The following is a 16,380-nucleotide window of genomic DNA, read 5'->3' as shown; positions in this document are numbered from 1 at the left end:
ATGCGGGTAGACCGGGTGCGACGCGGCGGGCGGACCGCCCGGGTCAGTCCGCGCGCAGCAGGTAGCCCGCGCCGCGCACGGTCCGTATCAGCGTCCGCCCGGGGGCGCCCAGCTTGCGGCGCAGATAGTAGACGTACGTGTCGACGCTGCCCGGGCCCTCGGCGCGGTGGTTCCAGACGCGGTCCTGGATCTGGGCGCGGGTCAGCACGCGGCCGGGGTTCTCCAGCAGGTAGCGCAGCAGGGCGAACTCGGTGGTGGTGAGGCGCACGGGGGTTCCGCCGGACCACACCTCGTAGGTGACGGCGTCCAGCAGTACGTCGCCGGCGCGCAGGGTGCGGTGTTCGGCCGAGCGGTCGGCGGTGCGGCGCAGGAGGGCGCGGATCCGTGCCGCGACCTCCTTGAGCTCGAAGGGTCTGGTGACGAAGTCGTCGCCGCCCAGGTCGAGTCCGCGTACGCCTTCGTCGACGTCGTCGCGGCCGGCGAGGAACATCACCGGCATGGTGTGCCCCCGGGTCCGCAGGGTCCGGCAGACGTCGAAGCCGTCGAGGCCGGGGAGGCCGACGTCGAGCAGCACGAGGTCGGGTCTGTGGTGGGAGAGGGCTTCCAGGGCCTGGTGTCCGGTGGCGGCGGCGGTCACCCGGAAGCCGAGGAACTCCATCGCCGTGGTGAGTTCACCGCGGGCGCCCTCCTCGTCGTCCACGACGAGGAGATGGGCGGGGGCCGCGGAGACAGGGGCGGTCATGTCCTGTTCCTTCGCTGTACCGGCCATGCGGGTGGGGACGATTGAGGTTTCAACATCGCTGGTCGCACATCGTCACACGTACCGGCAGGTAGTGGGTAACAGCTGCTACGCGGCAAACAGCGCCGGCGTCCCACGGCGGCGCACCCGGCCCGGCACGCGCCGGGGCGCCCTCGAAGTGACGGTCCGGGGCGCCCACCGTGTCGTGTTTCTTCAAGACCGGGGTCCGCGGGCGCTCCTAGACTCGCGGCATGGCCGATACCGCTCTGCTTTCAGGTGTTCTGTCCAAGACCGGTGACCTCATCGAGGGCGTGGAACCCGGACAGCTCGGTTCGCCGACGCCGTGCGACGACTACGACGTAGAGACCCTGGTCGGGCATCTCGTCGGCTGGCTGCTGCTGTTCGAGGCCCGCTGCAACGGCCGTGCGTACGACGCCGACCCCGCGCGGCACCGGTGCGGGGCCGACCCCGCCGGTGAGTTCCGCGCCGCCGCGGCAGGACTGGTCGCCGGGTGGGAGAAGTACGGCTTCGACCGCGAGGTGGCCCTGACCGGTGCGAGCGGGCTGCCCGCCGCCATGGTGTTCGACATGGCGCTCATGGAGTTCACGGTCCACGGCTGGGACCTGGCGGTGGCCACCGGCCGGCCGGCCCCCTTCACGGAGCGGGAGGCGGCGGAGGTCCTGGCCCGCGCCGAGGTCACGCTCCCGCCGCAGTACCGGGGCGAGGGCATGTCCTTCGGCGACATCGTCCCCGTGCCCCGGGACGCGCCGGCCGTGGACCGGCTCGCGGGCTTCCTCGGACGCGATCCGGCCTGGCGGGCGTAGACGCGGGCGCGGGCGGTCGCCCGGGGCCGGCGGCGCGGGGAGGCGGCTCCGCCCGGTGAGGCGTGCGCGCTTCGGGGCGGTGGACGCGGTTCCGAGCGGTGGGTGCGGTTCAGAGCGGTGGGTGCGCCGGGGCCGGGCCCAGGGTCGTCGTGCCGGGCGCGGTGCGGTGCCCGAGTCCCGTGCGGTACGCGTCCAGGGCCGCGTCGATCCGGCCCGTACGCCGGAGCAGGTCGCCGAGCAGGCGGCACAGGTCGGCCAGGTCGCCCGCCGCGCCCGCCCGTTCGAGGAGGCTGAGGGCACGGACGTAGTGCTCCTCGGCCGTCTCGGTGTCCCCGGCGTCGTCCGCGATGATGCCGAGCAGCCGGTGCGCGGCCGCGGAATGGACGGCCCCCCGCTCCGAGTTGAGGTCCCCCAGCACGCCGTGGAGCAGCGCCGCCGCCTCCTGCGACTTCCCGCGCCGGTGGAGCACGTCCGCCAGTTCCACCGCGACCTGGCTGGTGTAGAGCGTGGCGCGCTGGACGGAATGCATCTCCAGTGCCTCGCGCAGCTCGGCCTCCGCCCGCTCCAGGTCGCCGTTCTGCGCGTACAGGTAGCCGCGCATCCAGTGGCAGTTCGCCAGCTCGGTGCGGATCTGGAGCTGCCGGTACAGCTCCGCCGCCTTTCCCAGGGACGCGTCGGCCTCGGCCATCCGCCCCTCGGCGATCATCGTGCGGGCGACGGACCGGTGCATACGGGCCAGCAGCGCGGGATCGCCGACCTGCGGGGCGAGTGCGAGCGCGAACTCGGCGGCCTGCGCGGCCCGCGCGTGCGCACCCATGTCCATGTACGGGGCGATCACCGCCGCGTAGAGCAGCAGCAGGGCGTCCGGGTCGTGCAGTCCGCCCCGGTTCAGTTCGTCGAGCGTCGACTCCAACAGGTAGCAGGCGTACCGGAGTTCGCCCGCGAGGTAGTGCGAGACCGCCCGGCCGCGCAGGGCGGGGACCCGGACCGGCAGCGGGGCGTCCGCCAGCCGCTTCTCCGTCTGCTCGAACCGCAGCCGGGCCGTCGCCAGGTCACCGGTGTCCAGGGCGCACTCGCCGAGCCCGAGGAGGGCCGCCGCGCACTCGGCGTCCAGCCGGTGGGCCTCGGCCTCCGCGAGCAGCGCGGTGTACTGCTCGGCGGCGATCTCCGCCTCGCCGGTCGCCAGGGTCCGCTGGGCGTCCGTGAGCCTCAGTCGCAGGTCGGTGGCCAGGTGGGCGGGCCGCCCGGTGGCCAGCTCCTCGTACGCGACCCCGAGGCGCTCGGCGATGTGCCGCAGGGCCTCCTCGGAGGGCCGTACGCGCCCTGCCTCCAGTGTGGAGACGTAGGCGGGGGTGTAGGCGGGTTCCGCCAACTGCTTCTGTGTCAGCCCGCGTTCCGTACGCAGTTGCTGCACTCTGCGCCCGATGATTCCCGGGTCGTCGCGCTCGGCCATGGCGTAAGCATGCCAGTAAGGCGACTTACACCCGTCTGCTATCCAACTTCCTCTTGAAAAGGGGGAGTTAAACAGCCCGGGCGACAACCCGAACGGCTCAATGCGGCCCTTGCCCCGAAGGCGAACACGCCCTAGGTTAAGCGGCGCGTTAAACGCACGATGACGCAGACTTAATACGCTGGCCTACGTTGACGATGCGAGGTTGCCGCCGTGTTCCGACGCATTGCCGCGCGTTACATCCCGGCTCGGTTCATCGCCGCGCTGGGGGCTGCCGTCATCGCGTTCTCCGCGCTGATGAGTGCGGCGAACGCGATTCCCCAGTAGGAGCTCCGCCGGGCGCTTCGGTTCGCCTCCGAGAGCTGTCGAGGGCCGGGCGCGCGATTCCCCGCGCCCCTTCGGCGCGCCCGCCGCGGGCGCGCTGCCCGTGAGGGGCGCCGCGCCCGTCCACAGGTCCCTCCTGGCCCGTACGCGGGTCCCGCACAGAAGCACCCGATAACCTGCCCGAACGTACGAACGGGTGAGGCGGGCGGGAAGCAAGGCGCGTGGAGAACCGACGGAGTGTGGCCGACGGGGCCCGGGTGGCGGCCCGTGCCCTGGTGTACGCGGTGGTCGGCGGCGTCGCGCTGATCGCCATCGCCACCGTCGGGTCCGTGCTCGGCCCGATGGTCGCACTCGACCTCGCCACCCCCGCGATGGCCGCCTGGTGGACCGTGTTCACGGCCGTCGCCGTACAGGGAATCCCCTTCCTGCTGCTGGGCACGGTCGTCTCGGCGGCGATCGGGGCGTTCGTGCCGGAGCGGGTCTTCCGGCGCGTACTGCCGAAGAACCCGGCGCTGGCCGTGCCCGTCGCCGGGGCGGCCGGGGTCGTGCTGCCGGGCTGCGAGTGCGCGTCCGTACCCGTGGCGGACAGCCTGATGCGGCGCGGGGTCGCTCCGGCGGCCGCTCTCGCCTTCCTGCTGTCCGCGCCCGCCATCAACCCGGTCGTCCTCGTCGCCACCTCCATCGCCTTCCCGGGGGATCCGGCCATGGTCGGCGCCCGCCTCGTCGCCTCGCTCGCCACCGCCGTGGTGATGGGCTGGCTGTGGGTGCGGTTCGGCAAGGAGGAGTGGCTGCCCTCCGTACGGCGCGCGGGCCGGGGACCGGCCGCCCCCGGCGGATGGCGGGGCTTCAGGGACGGGCTCCAGCACGACTTCCTGCACGCAGGAGGCTTCCTCGTCCTGGGAGCGGCCGCCGCGGCGACGTTCAACATCCTGGTACCGCGGTCCGTGCTCGACGTGTTCACCGGATCGCCCTGGCTGTCGGTGCTGCTGCTCGCGGTCCTCGCCGTCGTGCTGTGCGTGTGTTCCGAGGCGGACGCCTTCGTGGCGGCCTCGCTGACCGGGTTCTCCCCTACGGCCCGGCTGGCCTTCATGGTCGTCGGACCCATGGTCGACCTGAAGCTCATCGCCCTCCAGACGGGCACCTTCGGGCGGGCGTTCGCGGTGCGGTTCTCGTCCGTGACGTGGGTGGTGGCCGTGGCGAGCAGCGTGCTGGTGGGCTGGTGGCTGCTGTGAGCCCGCGAATACGTCTGCGCCCCCAGGGCGTGCTGCTGCTCCTGTGCGGAGCGGCGCTGCTCAGGATCGGGCTCTTCAGCGAGCTGTACCTGCGGTACGTGAAGGAGGGGCTGCGCCCCTACCTGGTCGTCTCCGGCGTGGCACTGATCGCACTCGGCCTGGTGGGCCTGCTCACCCGCGACCACGCCCACACCCACACCCACACCCACGACGAGAAGACCACCCACGCCCCGGCCACGGACGACGCCCCGCAGGACGGCCACGCCCCGTACGAGGACCACGCCCCGTACGAGGACCATGACCCGAACGACGGCCGGGACGGGGACGACGGCCGTGACCAGGACGACGGCCGTGACTGGGACGAGGACCACAACCACAACCACGACCACCGCCACGACCACGACCACGACCACGACCACGCCCGCAATCCGCGCATCGCCTGGCTCCTCACCGCTCCCGCCCTCGCCCTCCTCCTCTTCCCCCCGCCCGCCCTCGGCTCGTACAGCGCGGAACGCGAGGAGGCGAGGGTCGCCGCGCAAGGAGCCGGCACCTTCCCCGAGCTCCCCGCCGGCAACCCGGTCGACCTGACCCTCGGCGCCTTCGCCTCCCGGGCGGAGTGGGACACGGGGGCGTCCCTCAAGGGCCGCACGGTCCGGCTGACGGGCTTCGTCACCCGCGGCGACGACGGCACCTGGTCCGTCGCCCGGCTGCTCGTCACCTGCTGCGCCGCCGACGCCCAGGCGCTGAAGGTGGAGATCCGCGGCGCGGACGCCCCGGCCCCCGACACCTGGGTCACGGTCACCGGAACCTGGCACCCCATGGGAGAACCCGGCTCGGACACGGCCCGCCCGGTCCTGGACGCCGAATCGGTGAGAAGAACGCGGGCGCCTTCGGACCCGTACGAGCAGCGGTAGGCCGTCCCGGCCGGCGACCGGGTTCACCCCGGCGCTGACCCCGCCCCCCTCACCCAGTCCTGGGGGAGCCAGCCCAGTGGGAGTGAGTCCGGGTTCGTGGGGCCCGTGCGGGCCAGGAGGACGGCTACGTCGTCCTCCGAGGTGGACGGGTCCAGGTGGGTGATGACCGTGTCGAGGAGGGTGGGGAGGGGCGCGGCCGGGTTGATGGGGAGGGTCGCGAGGGCGTCGAGGCCGGTCTCGATGTCGCGGTCGCGGCGTTCGACCAGGCCGTCGGTGCACAGGAGGAGGACCGAGCCCGGCGGGACGGGGACCGTGGTGGCGGAGAAGGAGCCGAGGCCCACGCCCAGGGGCGGGGCGACCGGGAGGCTGAGCAGGGTCCGGGTGCCGTCGGGGGTGACGAGGAGCGGGGGGACGTGGCCCGCGTTGGAGAAGGTGGCGCATTCCCGGCGGGGGTCCAGGAGGGCCAGCAGGCAGGTCGCCACCCGGTCCAGCTCCAGGGTGAGCGCGGTCCGTTCGGCCTGGAGCAGGATGAAGTCCGGGGTGCTGCTCTGGATGGCCAGGGTGCGCAGGACCGAGCGGTACTCGCTCATCGCGGCCGCCGCGCGGACCCCGTGGCCCATGACGTCCCCCACCACCAGCAGGGTCCGGCCGTGCGGCAGCGCGAGCGTGTCGAACCAGTCGCCGCCCACCTCCGCCCCCGAGCCCGCCGGGAGATAGCGGCCCAGGGTCTCCACACCGGGACCTGTGACCGTGGGCGCGTTCAGGAAGGCCCGCTGCATCTCCAGGGCCGTCTCGTGCTCGCGGGTGAAGCGGACCGCGTGGGCGATGCCCGTGGCGGCACGTGCGGTGAGGTCGACGAGCAGCTCGACGTCCGCGTCGGTGAGCCGGGGGGACTCGCCGGTGCGGAACACCATCACCGCGCCCACCAGTTCCTCGTGGACCGTCAGGGGCAGGAAGATCCCCGAGTGCGCCCCCATCCGGAGGTAGTGCTCCTTGCGTTCGGCCGACGGTGAGAACTGCCGCATGGCCTCGTCGTCGGGGTGGCTGAGGACGAGCGGCCGGCGGTCGGCCAGTACGTGGGCCATGGGGGAACCGGCCCGGTGCACGACGAACTCGCCGAGGAGGCCGAGCGGGGAGGACACCTCCGTAAGGTCCGGGGTGGTGGCGAGCGCGATGCGGCGCAGGCGCAGCGGATAGCGGTCGGAGGGCACCCGGGGGGTGCCCTCCGGGTCCACCACGTCCACCGCCGCGTAGTCCGCGAAGCGCGGTACCAGCAGGTCGGCCAGCGCCTGACAGGCCTGGCGGAGGTCGAGCGTCGCGCCGGTGCTGCGGTTCGCCTCGTCGAGCAGCGCCATGCGGTTGCCCGCCCGTACGAGGTCCTCGCGGCCGCGCAGCGCGTCGGTGACCTCCAGGAGGACTCCGGCCACCCCGAGGATCTCACCGGACGGCGCGGACAGCCGGTGGTAGGCGCCCAGCCACCAGCGGTTGTCCTGCGTCGTATCGGCCGGGGTCTGCCCGCCGACCGTGATGACCTGCGGAACTCCCGTCCGCAGCACCTGCCGGAGCAGCTGCTCCGAGGACTCCAGGCCCGGCAGTACGTCCCGCAGCCGGCGGCCGATGTGCTCGGCGGCCGGGACGCCGTTGAGGAGGGCGAGCGCGTCGTTGAGGTAGAGGTAGCGCAGCTCGGTGTCGAGGACGGCGATGCCGGCCGGGCAGCCGTCGAGGAGCCGCCGGGTCAGCGTCAGCTCGTCGAGCAGCCGCTCCGCGGGTTCCCGCACCCCTTCGGCACGGTGCACCGCGTCCGCGAGCTCCGCCAGTTCCGCCTGGGTCAGCAGGACGCGCGGTGTGGGCTGGACCTGGTCACCGGGCACCCTTCCACGGCACCACGGCACCCTCCTGCCCACCAACGGGCGGGTCTGTCCGGGTGACCGCGGGCGCGGGCACCGCCAACTCCGGGGGCCTGCCTCCCGGTGAGCCGGCCAGCTGCCAGATGTCCCTCGCCCCCAGCGCCGCGTACTCGGCGGGCGGGAGCGCGCCGGTGAGGCCCGCGACCCGGGCGGGCTTTCCGCCGCGTTCGGCGAACAGGGCGAGGGTGAGGGCGAGCCGCGGCGAGTGCACGCTCTGCCACACCGTCCGTGCGCCCGGCCCACTGCCCGCGCCCGCGGAATGGCTGACCGGCTGGTCGGGCACGGTCGCGGCCGGCACGTACGCGCTGTCCGGCGCGACCGGCGGCGCGACCTGCTCGTTCAGCAGCCCGGTGATGAACGCCGCCTCCTTCTCGTGCATCGCCGTACGCGTCTTCGGCCGCGCGGTGTGGACCGTGCGGCCCGCCCTGGTGATCTTCGCGACCGTGTACGGGGTCGCGTGCCTGCCGCCGGCGGCAAGGGTGGCGTACGCGGAGTTCAGGCGCAGGGGCGTGGGCGCCGTCTCGTCGGCGAGGCTGCCCAGCGGGCCGTCGCGCCGCATGCCCTTGAAGGCGAACGGGTCGAGGACCGTGCCCGCCTCGACCGCCCCGTCGACGGCGTCGTTGAACGGCTGGTGCGCGTAGTCGGACCCGCCGTACAGCACACGGACCGCGCCGTCGCCGGGCACGGTCGCGACGACGGCGGTGTGCAGCCGGACGCCCTTCACGTCCGCGGGCGTCCGCTCGCGCAGCAGCTCCGCCGTCTCGTCCTGGAGGCCGAGGTCGAAGGTGGTGTGCACCTTGTAGCCGCCGCGCGCCAGCTCGTCCTCCGTGATGCCGAGCCGGTCGGCGGCCTCGGCGGACGCCGCGTCGATCAGGTACTGCCGCTGCCCGTCGGTGCCGCCCGGCGGATAGAAGCGGAAGGCGGGGAACCGGGCGGCCGTCCGCTCGCGGCCGCTGATCGCGCCCGAGTCCGCCATCGCGTCGAGCACCCACGCCCAGCGGCGCTCCAGCGTCCCCGTCACCTTGGCGTCCGCACCCGCCCGCTCGTAGTACGAGGGCAGGTTGAGGATCGAGGCGAGGGCCGCGCCCTGGGAGACGGTCAGGTCCCGCGCGCCGACGCCGAAGTAGTTCCGTGCGGCCGACTCGACACCGGCGGCGCCACGCCCGAAGTACACGGTGTTGAGGTAGCCGGCCAGGATGGCGGCCTTGGACCGCGTGCGGTCCAGCTTCACGGCGATCAGTGCCTCGTGGGCCTTGCGCTCGAGGGACTGCTCGGGGGTCAGCAGGGCGTTCTTCACGTACTGCTGCGTGATGGTGGAACCGCCCTGGCGCTCGCCGCCCGTCACCGCCGCGAGCGCGGCTCGCAGGATCGCTGTCGGGGCGACCCCGGAGTCCGTACGGAAGGAGCGGTTCTCGGCGGCGATCACGGCGTCCTGGACATGCCGCGGGACCTGCCGGAGGGGGATGTCCTGGCGGTCGACCGGTCCTCGGCGGCCCAGGTAATCGCCCTCCGTGTCCACGAAGACCGTGCTCTGGCTGACGGTCTCGGGATGCGGGTCGGGGATGCCGGTCATCCGGTACGCGACGACGAGCGCGGCGCACGCCGACAGGAACAGCGCCAGCAGCGCGGCCAGGGCGCGGCGCAGACGGCGGACGCGGGTGCGGCGCAGCCGGAGGCGGGCCCGTCGGAGGCGGGAGTGGACGCCGTGGAGCCGGTCGTGGGCGCTCATGAGGGGGTGTCCGTCCGGGCGAGGAGTTTGCCTGCGGAGTCGTAGGCCTTCACGGTGACGTCCTTCAACGGCTGCTGTGTGTCGGGGAGTTGGGAGTCCGCGTACCAGGCCGACCAGCCGGGTGATCCCGCGAGGGTGAGGACACGGGCGGTGAACGTGCCGTCGGGTGTGCTGAGTTCGACGCGGGAGGCCTCACGGGTGCCCCGGTGGACGCCGGAGAGGAACAGCCGTTTCCCGGCGGTGGGGGCCGACCGGAGGGTGAGGGCGGGGCCCTCGCCCTGACCCGCGCCGCGGAACTGCTTCGGCTGCCGGGGAGTCGACCAGTGCGTGCCGTCCTTGGTGAGCCAGAACTGCACACCGGGCGCGGCACTGACGCGCTCGCCGGGCGTGACGACGCGAACCGCCGTCCTGGCCGGGGGAGTCGTGCCGTCGCCGGACCCGCCGGCCGTGCCGCGTACAGCGCCCACGACCAGGGGCGCGAGGAGCAGGGCCGCCGCCGACGTGAGCAGGGCCGTGGTGCGCCGGCGCCGGCGGCGGAGCGAGCGGCCCGCCGCCTCGACCTCGACGACGGGGACGGGCCGGGGCACGGGCGGCCTCCCGGCGTGAGGAGTCCTGCCGTGTGCCGGATGGGCGCACAGGGCCTTCTCCACCCGGCGTCCGACCGCTTTGACCGCGCCGGGCGAGGAGTTGAGGAGCGCGGCGACCTCGCGAGGGGACAGACCGTCCCAGTGCCGCAGGACAGCGATGGCCCGCCGCCGGGGCGGAAGGGCGGCCAGCACCTCGGTGAGCGGGTCGAGCGGGTCGGGGACGTACGGCTCCGGTGTCGGCCCGGACCGGGCGAGCGGCCGGGGCCGCCGCCGTGTGAAGTCACGCACCAGAGCCCGCCGGACGTAGAACTCCGCGTCGTCGCCCGGGGTCCGGCGCCGTGCGTACACCTCCGCGAGGGCCGCTCTCGCGTGTCTCTCCGCGTCGGCGGCGTTCCCCGTGAGCAGACGGGCCGTACGCGTGAGCCGGGGCCAGTACGCCCCGGCACGGGCGGTGAAGTCGTCGTCCATGGTCAGTCGAGCGCGCCGGTGCGCGCCACTCCCTCCGGCTCAGACCTGTGTGGTGCTTGTGCTTCGATGTACGCGGCGTCCGAAACCTCCGTGCCCTCTGCGACGTCTGTGACGTACGAGACCTGTACGCACGGCGGAGGCGACCGGGTTGCACGGCGAACGCGACGACAGCGGCAGAGGGCGGGGCGGGCTATGACCGAGGAGGAGTTCGACGGCTTCTACGCCGCCGCGTTCCCCCGGCTGACCGGGCAGCTCTTTGCCTTCACCGGGGATCACGGCGAGGCGCAGGACGTCGTCCAGGAGGCGTTCGTGCGTGCCTGGGACCGGCGGCGGGAGTTCCTCGCCGAGGGGGCGCCCGAGGCGTGGATACGCACGGTCGCGATGCGGCTCGCCGTGAGCCGCTGGCGGCGGGCCCGGCGCTGGCTGGAACTGGTGCGCCGCAATCCGCCGCCGGAGCACACGGCCGGACCGGGGCCGGAACGGGCGGTACTGGTGGGGGCGTTGCGGGAGCTGCCGGAGGCGCAGCGCATGGCTGTCGTTCTGCACCATCTGTGCGACTTGAGTGTCGAACAGGTAGCCTCCGAAACCGGTGCGCCGGTGGGGACGGTCAAGGCCCGGCTGTCCCGTGGCCGGGCGGCGCTGGCGCGGCGGCTCGGCGAGGCCGACGAACTGGGTGAGAGGGAGGGCGGCCGTGTCCGATGAACTCACGCCCGGTCGAAGGCACCCGGGCGAGGACCCGGGCGTGGGCCCGGCCGTGGACCCCGGCGGATCCGAACTGACCGTCGCCCTGCACGAGTTGGCCCAGCGGCACGAGACACCCGTGCCCGTGGCGGGGGCGGAGATCCGCCGTCGGGCGGTGGGCCGCCGCCGGCGCAGGCGGGCCGCGCTGGCCACGGCGGGCGCCGCCGGGGCGGGAGCGCTGGCCCTGGTCCTGACCGTGGCGTTCACCGGTGGTGGGGACACCCGGTCGACTCCGCCCGCCGCCTCCTCCGCGCGTACACCTCCGGCCACCCCCGAGCTCTCCGCGGCCCCGGTCGCCGCCACCGTGGATCTCTCCCGGCGCGAACTGACCGCCGAGGGCCGGACCCTGCCCATCTCCTCCGGGAGGGCCCGGACGCCGACGCCGACAGGGCTGATGACGGTCACCGCGAAGTACCCGACGGCGACGGTGCCCGGCCAGACGGCGGGCTTCGGCGAGGGCAAGGAGTACGACCTCAAGACGACCTGGGTGATGACCCTGCGCGGACCCGACGGCCGTACGAACTACCTCCTCGCCCTCAGCTGGAACGAGAAGGCACCCGGCGGCTACGACATCACCGGCGGCGCGATCGGTCTGCGGTCCGACGACGCGATGTGGCTCTACAAGGAGCTCAGGCCGGGGTCGGTGGTGCAGGTGCTGAGCTCGGCCCCGGCGACGCCGTCCGCGCGGAGCGGGGCGTCCGCGGCGCCACCGGAGACGGTGTCCCCCACGGCCCCCGCCCTCCAGGCGCCGCCGGTGGCCTCGGCGACCGCGCGCCCCGACCCGCGCTCCTGAGGCGCGCGGACTTTCCCTGCCGCGGACCTGTTGCGGGCCAAGTCCTGGGGCGAGCTTTACTGCGCATTAGTTGCAGGTGCTCCCGGTCGGCGTGAGGGTGGGGACAGTTCCACCGGACGCACGTGAGGCGAACCCCCGATGACCACCCGCTCCTCCTGGCGTGCCTCCCTCAACCGGGAGGAGTGGGTGCGGCTCGGCGGAATGGCCGCCTTCATCGTGGCGCTGCACGTCATCGGCTGGTTCACGCTCGTCGCGATCGTGGCGCCCGAACACCACAGCATCGGGACGAAGTCCTTCGGGATCGGCATCGGAGTGACCGCGTACACGCTCGGCATGCGGCACGCCTTCGACGCCGACCACATCGCCGCGATCGACAACACCACGCGGAAGCTGATGAGCGAGGGGCAGCGGCCGCTGTCGGTCGGCTTCTGGTTCTCGCTCGGGCACTCCAGTGTCGTGTTCGCGCTGGCCTTCCTGCTGTCGCTCGGCGTGAAGGCGGTCGCCGGGCCCGTCACGGACGACGGCTCCCGCCTGCACGACGTCACCGGGCTGATCGGCACGACCGTGTCCGGGGCCTTCCTGTACCTCATCGCCGCGGTCAACCTCGTGGTCCTCGCCGGGATCTGGAGGGTCTTCCGGGAGATGCGGCACGGACACTTCGACGAGGCCGCGCTGGAGGAGCAGCTGAACAGCCGCGGTCTGCTGAACCGGCTCCTGGGCCGGGTCACGAGGTCGATCACCAGGCCGTGGCAGATGTACCCGCTGGGGCTGCTCTTCGGGCTCGGCTTCGACACCGCCACCGAGGTCGCGCTGCTGGTGCTCGCCGGGTCCGGGGCAGCCTCCGGGCTGCCGTGGTACGCGATCCTGTGCCTGCCGGTGCTGTTCGCCGCGGGCATGTCGCTCCTCGACACGATCGACGGCTCGTTCATGAACTTCGCGTACGGCTGGGCCTTCTCCAAGCCCGTGCGCAAGGTCTACTACAACCTCACCGTGACCGGGCTGTCGGTCGCGGTCGCCCTCCTCATCGGGACCGTGGAGCTCCTCGGGCTGCTCGCCGAACGGTTCTCCCTGCACGGGGAGTTCTGGGACCGGGTGGCCGGAGTCGACCTGAACGTCGTCGGGTTCGTCATCGTGGGGCTGTTCGTCGCCACCTGGGTGGTCGCGCTGGTGGTGTGGCGGGTCGGGCGGATCGAGGAGAGGTGGACGGCGGGCCTGCGTGAGCCGCAGGCCCAGCCCGCCGGAGGGGAGCTCAGTGGCCGTGCGCCATGATCCGGTCCACCACGCGGCGGGCCGCGCCCGGACGGGGCCCGGGGACGGCCGCCGGACGCTCCCAGTCGCAGGGCGGTGACGGGCGGCGGGGCGGGACCACACCCTGCTCCTTCAGGGCGACGCTCACGAGGCCGAGCAGGAGCTGGACGTCGGCGTCGCAGTCCAGGAGCACGGTGATCCATGACGCGCCGGGGCGGACCCTGATGGCGCTGGCGTGCAGGAGTTGGGGAAGCAGGCGCTCGACCGCCGTGGAGGTGAGGCAGAGGTCGGCGGAGTCGTCGGAGTGGAAGTGGACGATCTCGTGTCCCGCCGAAGCGAAGGCATGCCCAACGGCGCACCGGGGCGGGCCACTTACCAGGTTCGGCCAGGTCTCCAGGAGAGCCATGGCGCGAGGGGCCGCGGTCATGACCCCATACTCGCTCACGCTTCACCTGGAGGACCACCCCCAGCCACCTGCCACTACTCCTCCCGCACGGCCGGTTACTCGATCACTCCTCCGTGACTTCCGTGTTCTGGCACGCGGTGAGCAGCCAGCGCCCGTCCTCCCGGGCCATCACGTAGAGCGGGCTGCCCTCCCGGCCGCCCTCCACGGGCCGGCCGTCGAGGGTCGCGTACCGCTGGCGGACCTTGACGGCGGCGACGTCCGGCCGGACGAACAGCACGTGCACCACTTCGTACGTGGCCGTCATGTCCCGCATCGCTCCGGGCAGCACCCGGTGCGTGAACTCGGAGATCTCGTCCCGGCCGACGAGTCTCCTGCCGTGCCCGGTGGTCCAGATCGCGTCCTCGCGGAAGAGGCTCACGAACGCGTCGGGCAGTTCGTTGCGCTGGGCGTGCTCGACCGCGGCGACCACCTGCTCGATGGCCTCGATGTCGGCACGCCGGTCCGGCCCGTCGGTGCCCCTCGCGTTGCCCTCCGCGGCGTCGACGCCCGTCCCGTTCACCTGCGTTGCTGTGTTCATGAGGATCAGCCAACAACCTCAAGGATGCTTGAGGTCAAGAGGTGTTCTCATCCGCCGTTCAGCAGGTCCGTCACCGCCTTGAGTACCTCGTCGGGCGCCTCCTCCGCCATGAAGTGGCCGCACGAGACGGTGGTGTGCCGCAGGTCGGCCGCCCACGCCGACCACAGGGCGGCCGCGTCGAACCCGAGGGCGGCGCCCCAGTCCTGCTGGAGGACGGCCACCGGCATCCGCAGCCGGTTGCCGGCCGCGCGGTCGGCCCGGTCGTGCGTGACGTCGACGCCCGCGGAGGCGCGGTAGTCGGCGACGATGGAGGGGACGGCCGCGCGGCACGCCGCCAGGTAGGCGGCGCGGACAGCGGGCGGCACGGCGGCCGGATCGCGCGTCCACACGTCGAGGAAGTGGCCGAAGAACGCGTCGGGACTCGCCCCGATCAACTGCTCGGGCAGACCGGGCGGTTGGGCCATGAGGTAGAGGTGGAAGCCGACGGCGGCCGACGTCCCGCGCATCACGTCCCACATGTCGAGCGTCGGCAGGACGTCCAGCGAGGCGAGGTGGGTGACGGTGTCCGGGTGGTCGAGACCGGCCCGGATCGCCACGAGGGCGCCCCGGTCGTGGCCGACCAGCGCGAACCGCTCGTGCCCCAGCGCCTTGGCGAGCGCGACCACGTCGGCGGCCATCGTGCGTTTCGAGTACGTCGTCCCGTCGGTGTCCGCGGGCTTGTCACTGGCTCCGTATCCGCGCAGGTCGGGGCAGATGACGGTGTGCCCGGCCGCGAGCGCGGGGGCCACGTGGCGCCACATCAGGTGGGTCTGCGGGAAGCCGTGCAGGAGGACGACCGGGGTGCCGGAGCCGCCGACGGCCGCGTGGAGGGTGACGTCGTCCGCGACGGGGACGCGGTGCTGGGCGAAGCCCGGGATGACGGGGGCCTCGGGGGTCATGGAGGGCATGGAGGGCTTGGGCATGGGGGTCACGGGGGCCTTTCGGGTGGTGAGTCGTCTGCGGGTGGGTGGGGGCTGGGCGCGCGGTTCCCCGCGCCCCTGGGCAGTGGGGTGTCGCTCCGAGCCTGGCGGGTGCGAATCAGCAGCCGGTCAGCAGCCGGTCAGCAGCCGGGTGGCGCGGGCCGGGCGCAGTACCGTGGCCTGGGCATACGAGGTCCGGGACAGGCGGAGAGGTCGGCGTTCGGCATGGATCGGGTCGCGTTCGGAGTGCTCGGGCCGACGGTGGCCGTGGCCGGGGACGGGCGGGAACTCGCACTCAAGGGGCCGCGGCACAGGGCCGTGCTGGCCCGGCTGATCGTGGCCCGCCGTCGCGTCGTCCCCGTCACCCGGCTGGTGGAGGACCTCTGGGATGACCCGCCGCCCGGTGCGGTGGGGGCCGTCCAGACCTTCGTGGCCGCCCTGCGGCGCGAGCTGGAACCGGAGCGTCCGCCGCGGGCACCGGCCCGGCTGCTGGTCACCGAAGGACCCGGGTACGCGTTGCGGGCCGCGCCGGACGCGGTGGACGCCTGGCGCTTCGAGCGGGCTATCGCCACCGCGGCCGACCTGCCCGCCGCGGCGGCGCTCCCGGCCCTGGAGGAGGCACTCGGGTGGTGGCGGGGCCCCGCCTACACCGAGTACGCGGACGAGGACTGGTCCCGCGGGGAACGCGCCCGGCTCGCCGAACTGCGGCTCCAGGCCGTGGAACGCCGGGCCGGGACCCTGCTCACCCTCGGCCGCCCGGCCGACGCGGTCCCCGACCTCGACGCCCACCTCACCGACCATCCCTGGCGGGAGGACGCCTGGCGCCTGCTGGCTCTGGCCCTCTACCGCCAGCACCGGCAGGGCGACGCCCTCGCCGTACTCCGCCGAGCCCGAGAAGTCCTGGTCGGCCAACTGGGCGTGGACCCCGGCCCCCGCCTACGCCACCTGGAATCGGACATCCTCACCCAGGCTCCGGCACTGGACCTACGACCCGACGCGGCTCCACCGTGTGACGTCGCCCAGCCCCACCCACCCAGGGGCGCGGGGAACTGCGCGACCAGCCCCCACGCACCCGCACCCGACACACAACCCACAACGGCCGACCTATGGACACAGGCCGCCAAGGCCTACGACCGCACGGTCGCCGGAGGCGCCCGCGCCCGCCTCGAATCCACCGTCGGCCTGATCCGGAGCCTCGCGGTCACGGGCGGCGACGGCCTGGCGGAAGCCCGCCGGCACCGCTCGGCCGCGGTCACCGCGGCCGAGGAGTTCGCCGACCCGGAGCTGACCGCCCGGGTGATCGGCGCGTACGACGTCCCGGCGATCTGGACCCGCGCCGACGATCCGGCGGCGGCCGGACTCGTCGTGGCCGCCGCCGAACGGACTCTCGCCGCCCTGCCGGCCGGTACGCACGACGCGGCCCGCTGCCGCCTGCTCGCCACCGTCGCGGTGGAGACCCGCGGGGCGAGCGGGCCGCGCGGG

The 16,380-nt window shown here is 73.7% G+C and carries 15 protein-coding genes; 7 read left to right on the top strand and 8 right to left on the bottom strand.

What is annotated here, in order from left to right:
- Positions 1-43: 43 nt before the first annotated feature.
- The gene (locus KUF83_RS14945) at positions 44-742 is read right to left on the bottom strand and encodes a response regulator transcription factor (protein ID WP_217455151.1); all 699 of its coding nucleotides are present in this window, start codon (positions 740-742) and stop codon (positions 44-46) included.
- A 248-nt stretch (positions 743-990) separates the two neighbouring features.
- On the opposite strand from KUF83_RS14945, the gene KUF83_RS14940 reads away from it, so the two are divergent.
- Positions 991-1,563: a TIGR03086 family metal-binding protein gene (locus tag KUF83_RS14940; RefSeq protein ID WP_217455150.1), complete on the top strand. Its 573-nt coding sequence runs from the start codon at positions 991-993 to the stop codon at positions 1,561-1,563.
- 109 nt (positions 1,564-1,672) lie between these two features.
- On the opposite strand, the gene KUF83_RS14935 is transcribed toward KUF83_RS14940, so the two are convergent.
- Entirely contained in the window at positions 1,673-3,016 is a 1,344-nt protein-coding gene (locus KUF83_RS14935; RefSeq protein WP_217455149.1) for a helix-turn-helix transcriptional regulator, read from the bottom strand.
- Positions 3,017-3,558: 542 nt separating this feature from the next.
- On the opposite strand from KUF83_RS14935, the gene KUF83_RS14930 reads away from it, so the two are divergent.
- Positions 3,559-4,569 carry a permease gene (locus KUF83_RS14930; protein WP_217455148.1) on the top strand — a complete coding sequence of 337 codons (1,011 nt, stop codon included), beginning with the start codon at positions 3,559-3,561 and terminating at the stop codon, positions 4,567-4,569.
- Positions 4,566-5,483 (top strand): TIGR03943 family protein, encoded by a 918-nt coding sequence (locus KUF83_RS14925; protein ID WP_308403003.1) that lies wholly within the window; start codon positions 4,566-4,568, stop codon positions 5,481-5,483. Before KUF83_RS14930 ends, KUF83_RS14925 begins: the two co-directional genes overlap by 4 nt.
- Positions 5,484-5,506: 23 nt before the next feature.
- Here the strand turns inward: KUF83_RS14925 and KUF83_RS14920 are convergent, their stop codons facing one another.
- From KUF83_RS14920 to KUF83_RS14910, 3 genes are read right to left on the bottom strand one after another with little or no spacing between them, the layout of a single operon-like run.
- Complete coding sequence (locus tag KUF83_RS14920) at positions 5,507-7,354, bottom strand: SpoIIE family protein phosphatase (RefSeq protein WP_308403001.1); 1,848 nt, start codon at positions 7,352-7,354, stop codon at positions 5,507-5,509.
- Complete coding sequence (locus KUF83_RS14915; protein ID WP_217455147.1) at positions 7,344-9,119, bottom strand: transglycosylase domain-containing protein; 1,776 nt, start codon at positions 9,117-9,119, stop codon at positions 7,344-7,346. The genes KUF83_RS14920 and KUF83_RS14915 overlap by 11 nt, the downstream gene beginning before the upstream one ends.
- Positions 9,116-10,174, bottom strand: a complete 1,059-nt coding sequence (locus tag KUF83_RS14910) for a sigma-70 family RNA polymerase sigma factor (RefSeq protein WP_217455146.1) — start codon at positions 10,172-10,174, stop codon at positions 9,116-9,118. The genes KUF83_RS14915 and KUF83_RS14910 overlap by 4 nt, the downstream gene beginning before the upstream one ends.
- Before the next feature lie 192 nt (positions 10,175-10,366).
- Here KUF83_RS14910 and KUF83_RS14905 point away from each other — a divergent pair, with 192 nt between their 5' ends.
- The 3 genes from KUF83_RS14905 to KUF83_RS14895 all read left to right on the top strand — a co-directional run bounded on the left by KUF83_RS14905 (position 10,367) and on the right by KUF83_RS14895 (position 12,977).
- Positions 10,367-10,876, top strand: a complete 510-nt coding sequence (locus tag KUF83_RS14905) for a SigE family RNA polymerase sigma factor (RefSeq protein ID WP_217455145.1) — start codon at positions 10,367-10,369, stop codon at positions 10,874-10,876.
- Positions 10,866-11,708 carry a L,D-transpeptidase gene (locus KUF83_RS14900; RefSeq protein WP_217455144.1) on the top strand — a complete coding sequence of 281 codons (843 nt, stop codon included), beginning with the start codon at positions 10,866-10,868 and terminating at the stop codon, positions 11,706-11,708. Before KUF83_RS14905 ends, KUF83_RS14900 begins: the two co-directional genes overlap by 11 nt.
- A gap of 138 nt (positions 11,709-11,846) precedes the next feature.
- Entirely contained in the window at positions 11,847-12,977 is a 1,131-nt protein-coding gene (locus KUF83_RS14895; protein WP_217455143.1) for a HoxN/HupN/NixA family nickel/cobalt transporter, read from the top strand.
- Here KUF83_RS14895 and KUF83_RS14890 read toward each other — a convergent pair.
- The 3 genes from KUF83_RS14890 to KUF83_RS14880 form a co-directional block, all read right to left on the bottom strand.
- Positions 12,958-13,383 carry a luciferase family protein gene (locus tag KUF83_RS14890; protein ID WP_217455142.1) on the bottom strand — a complete coding sequence of 142 codons (426 nt, stop codon included), beginning with the start codon at positions 13,381-13,383 and terminating at the stop codon, positions 12,958-12,960. The two genes, KUF83_RS14895 and KUF83_RS14890, sit on opposite strands and share 20 nt — an antisense overlap.
- Positions 13,384-13,465: 82 nt before the next feature.
- A complete protein-coding gene (locus tag KUF83_RS14885) occupies positions 13,466-13,939 on the bottom strand; it encodes an SgcJ/EcaC family oxidoreductase (protein WP_217455141.1) in 474 nt (157 codons plus the stop codon).
- A gap of 47 nt (positions 13,940-13,986) precedes the next feature.
- Entirely contained in the window at positions 13,987-14,901 is a 915-nt protein-coding gene (locus tag KUF83_RS14880; protein WP_254643865.1) for an alpha/beta fold hydrolase, read from the bottom strand.
- A 222-nt stretch (positions 14,902-15,123) separates the two neighbouring features.
- Between KUF83_RS14880 and KUF83_RS14875 the strand changes: the two genes are divergently transcribed.
- Positions 15,124-16,380, top strand: a 1,257-nt coding sequence (locus KUF83_RS14875) for a BTAD domain-containing putative transcriptional regulator (RefSeq protein WP_217455140.1), incomplete at its 3' end; no start/stop codon positions are given.

The organism is Streptomyces sp. BV286, from assembly GCF_019090165.1.
Taxonomy (GTDB): domain Bacteria; phylum Actinomycetota; class Actinomycetes; order Streptomycetales; family Streptomycetaceae; genus Streptomyces.
This window is presented reverse-complemented; position numbering and strand designations above follow the sequence as displayed.

Coding starts and splice junctions, on each gene's coding strand:
- KUF83_RS14945 (WP_217455151.1), bottom strand. CDS start 742: ATGACCGCCCCTGTCTCCGCGGCCCCCGCCCATCTCCTCGTCGTGGAC.
- KUF83_RS14940 (WP_217455150.1), top strand. CDS start 991: ATGGCCGATACCGCTCTGCTTTCAGGTGTTCTGTCCAAGACCGGTGAC.
- KUF83_RS14935 (WP_217455149.1), bottom strand. CDS start 3,016: ATGGCCGAGCGCGACGACCCGGGAATCATCGGGCGCAGAGTGCAGCAA.
- KUF83_RS14915 (WP_217455147.1), bottom strand. CDS start 9,119: ATGAGCGCCCACGACCGGCTCCACGGCGTCCACTCCCGCCTCCGACGG.
- KUF83_RS14910 (WP_217455146.1), bottom strand. CDS start 10,174: ATGGACGACGACTTCACCGCCCGTGCCGGGGCGTACTGGCCCCGGCTC.
- KUF83_RS14905 (WP_217455145.1), top strand. CDS start 10,367: ATGACCGAGGAGGAGTTCGACGGCTTCTACGCCGCCGCGTTCCCCCGG.
- KUF83_RS14895 (WP_217455143.1), top strand. CDS start 11,847: ATGACCACCCGCTCCTCCTGGCGTGCCTCCCTCAACCGGGAGGAGTGG.
- KUF83_RS14890 (WP_217455142.1), bottom strand. CDS start 13,383: ATGACCGCGGCCCCTCGCGCCATGGCTCTCCTGGAGACCTGGCCGAAC.
- KUF83_RS14885 (WP_217455141.1), bottom strand. CDS start 13,939: ATGAACACAGCAACGCAGGTGAACGGGACGGGCGTCGACGCCGCGGAG.
- KUF83_RS14880 (WP_254643865.1), bottom strand. CDS start 14,901: ATGCCCAAGCCCTCCATGCCCTCCATGACCCCCGAGGCCCCCGTCATC.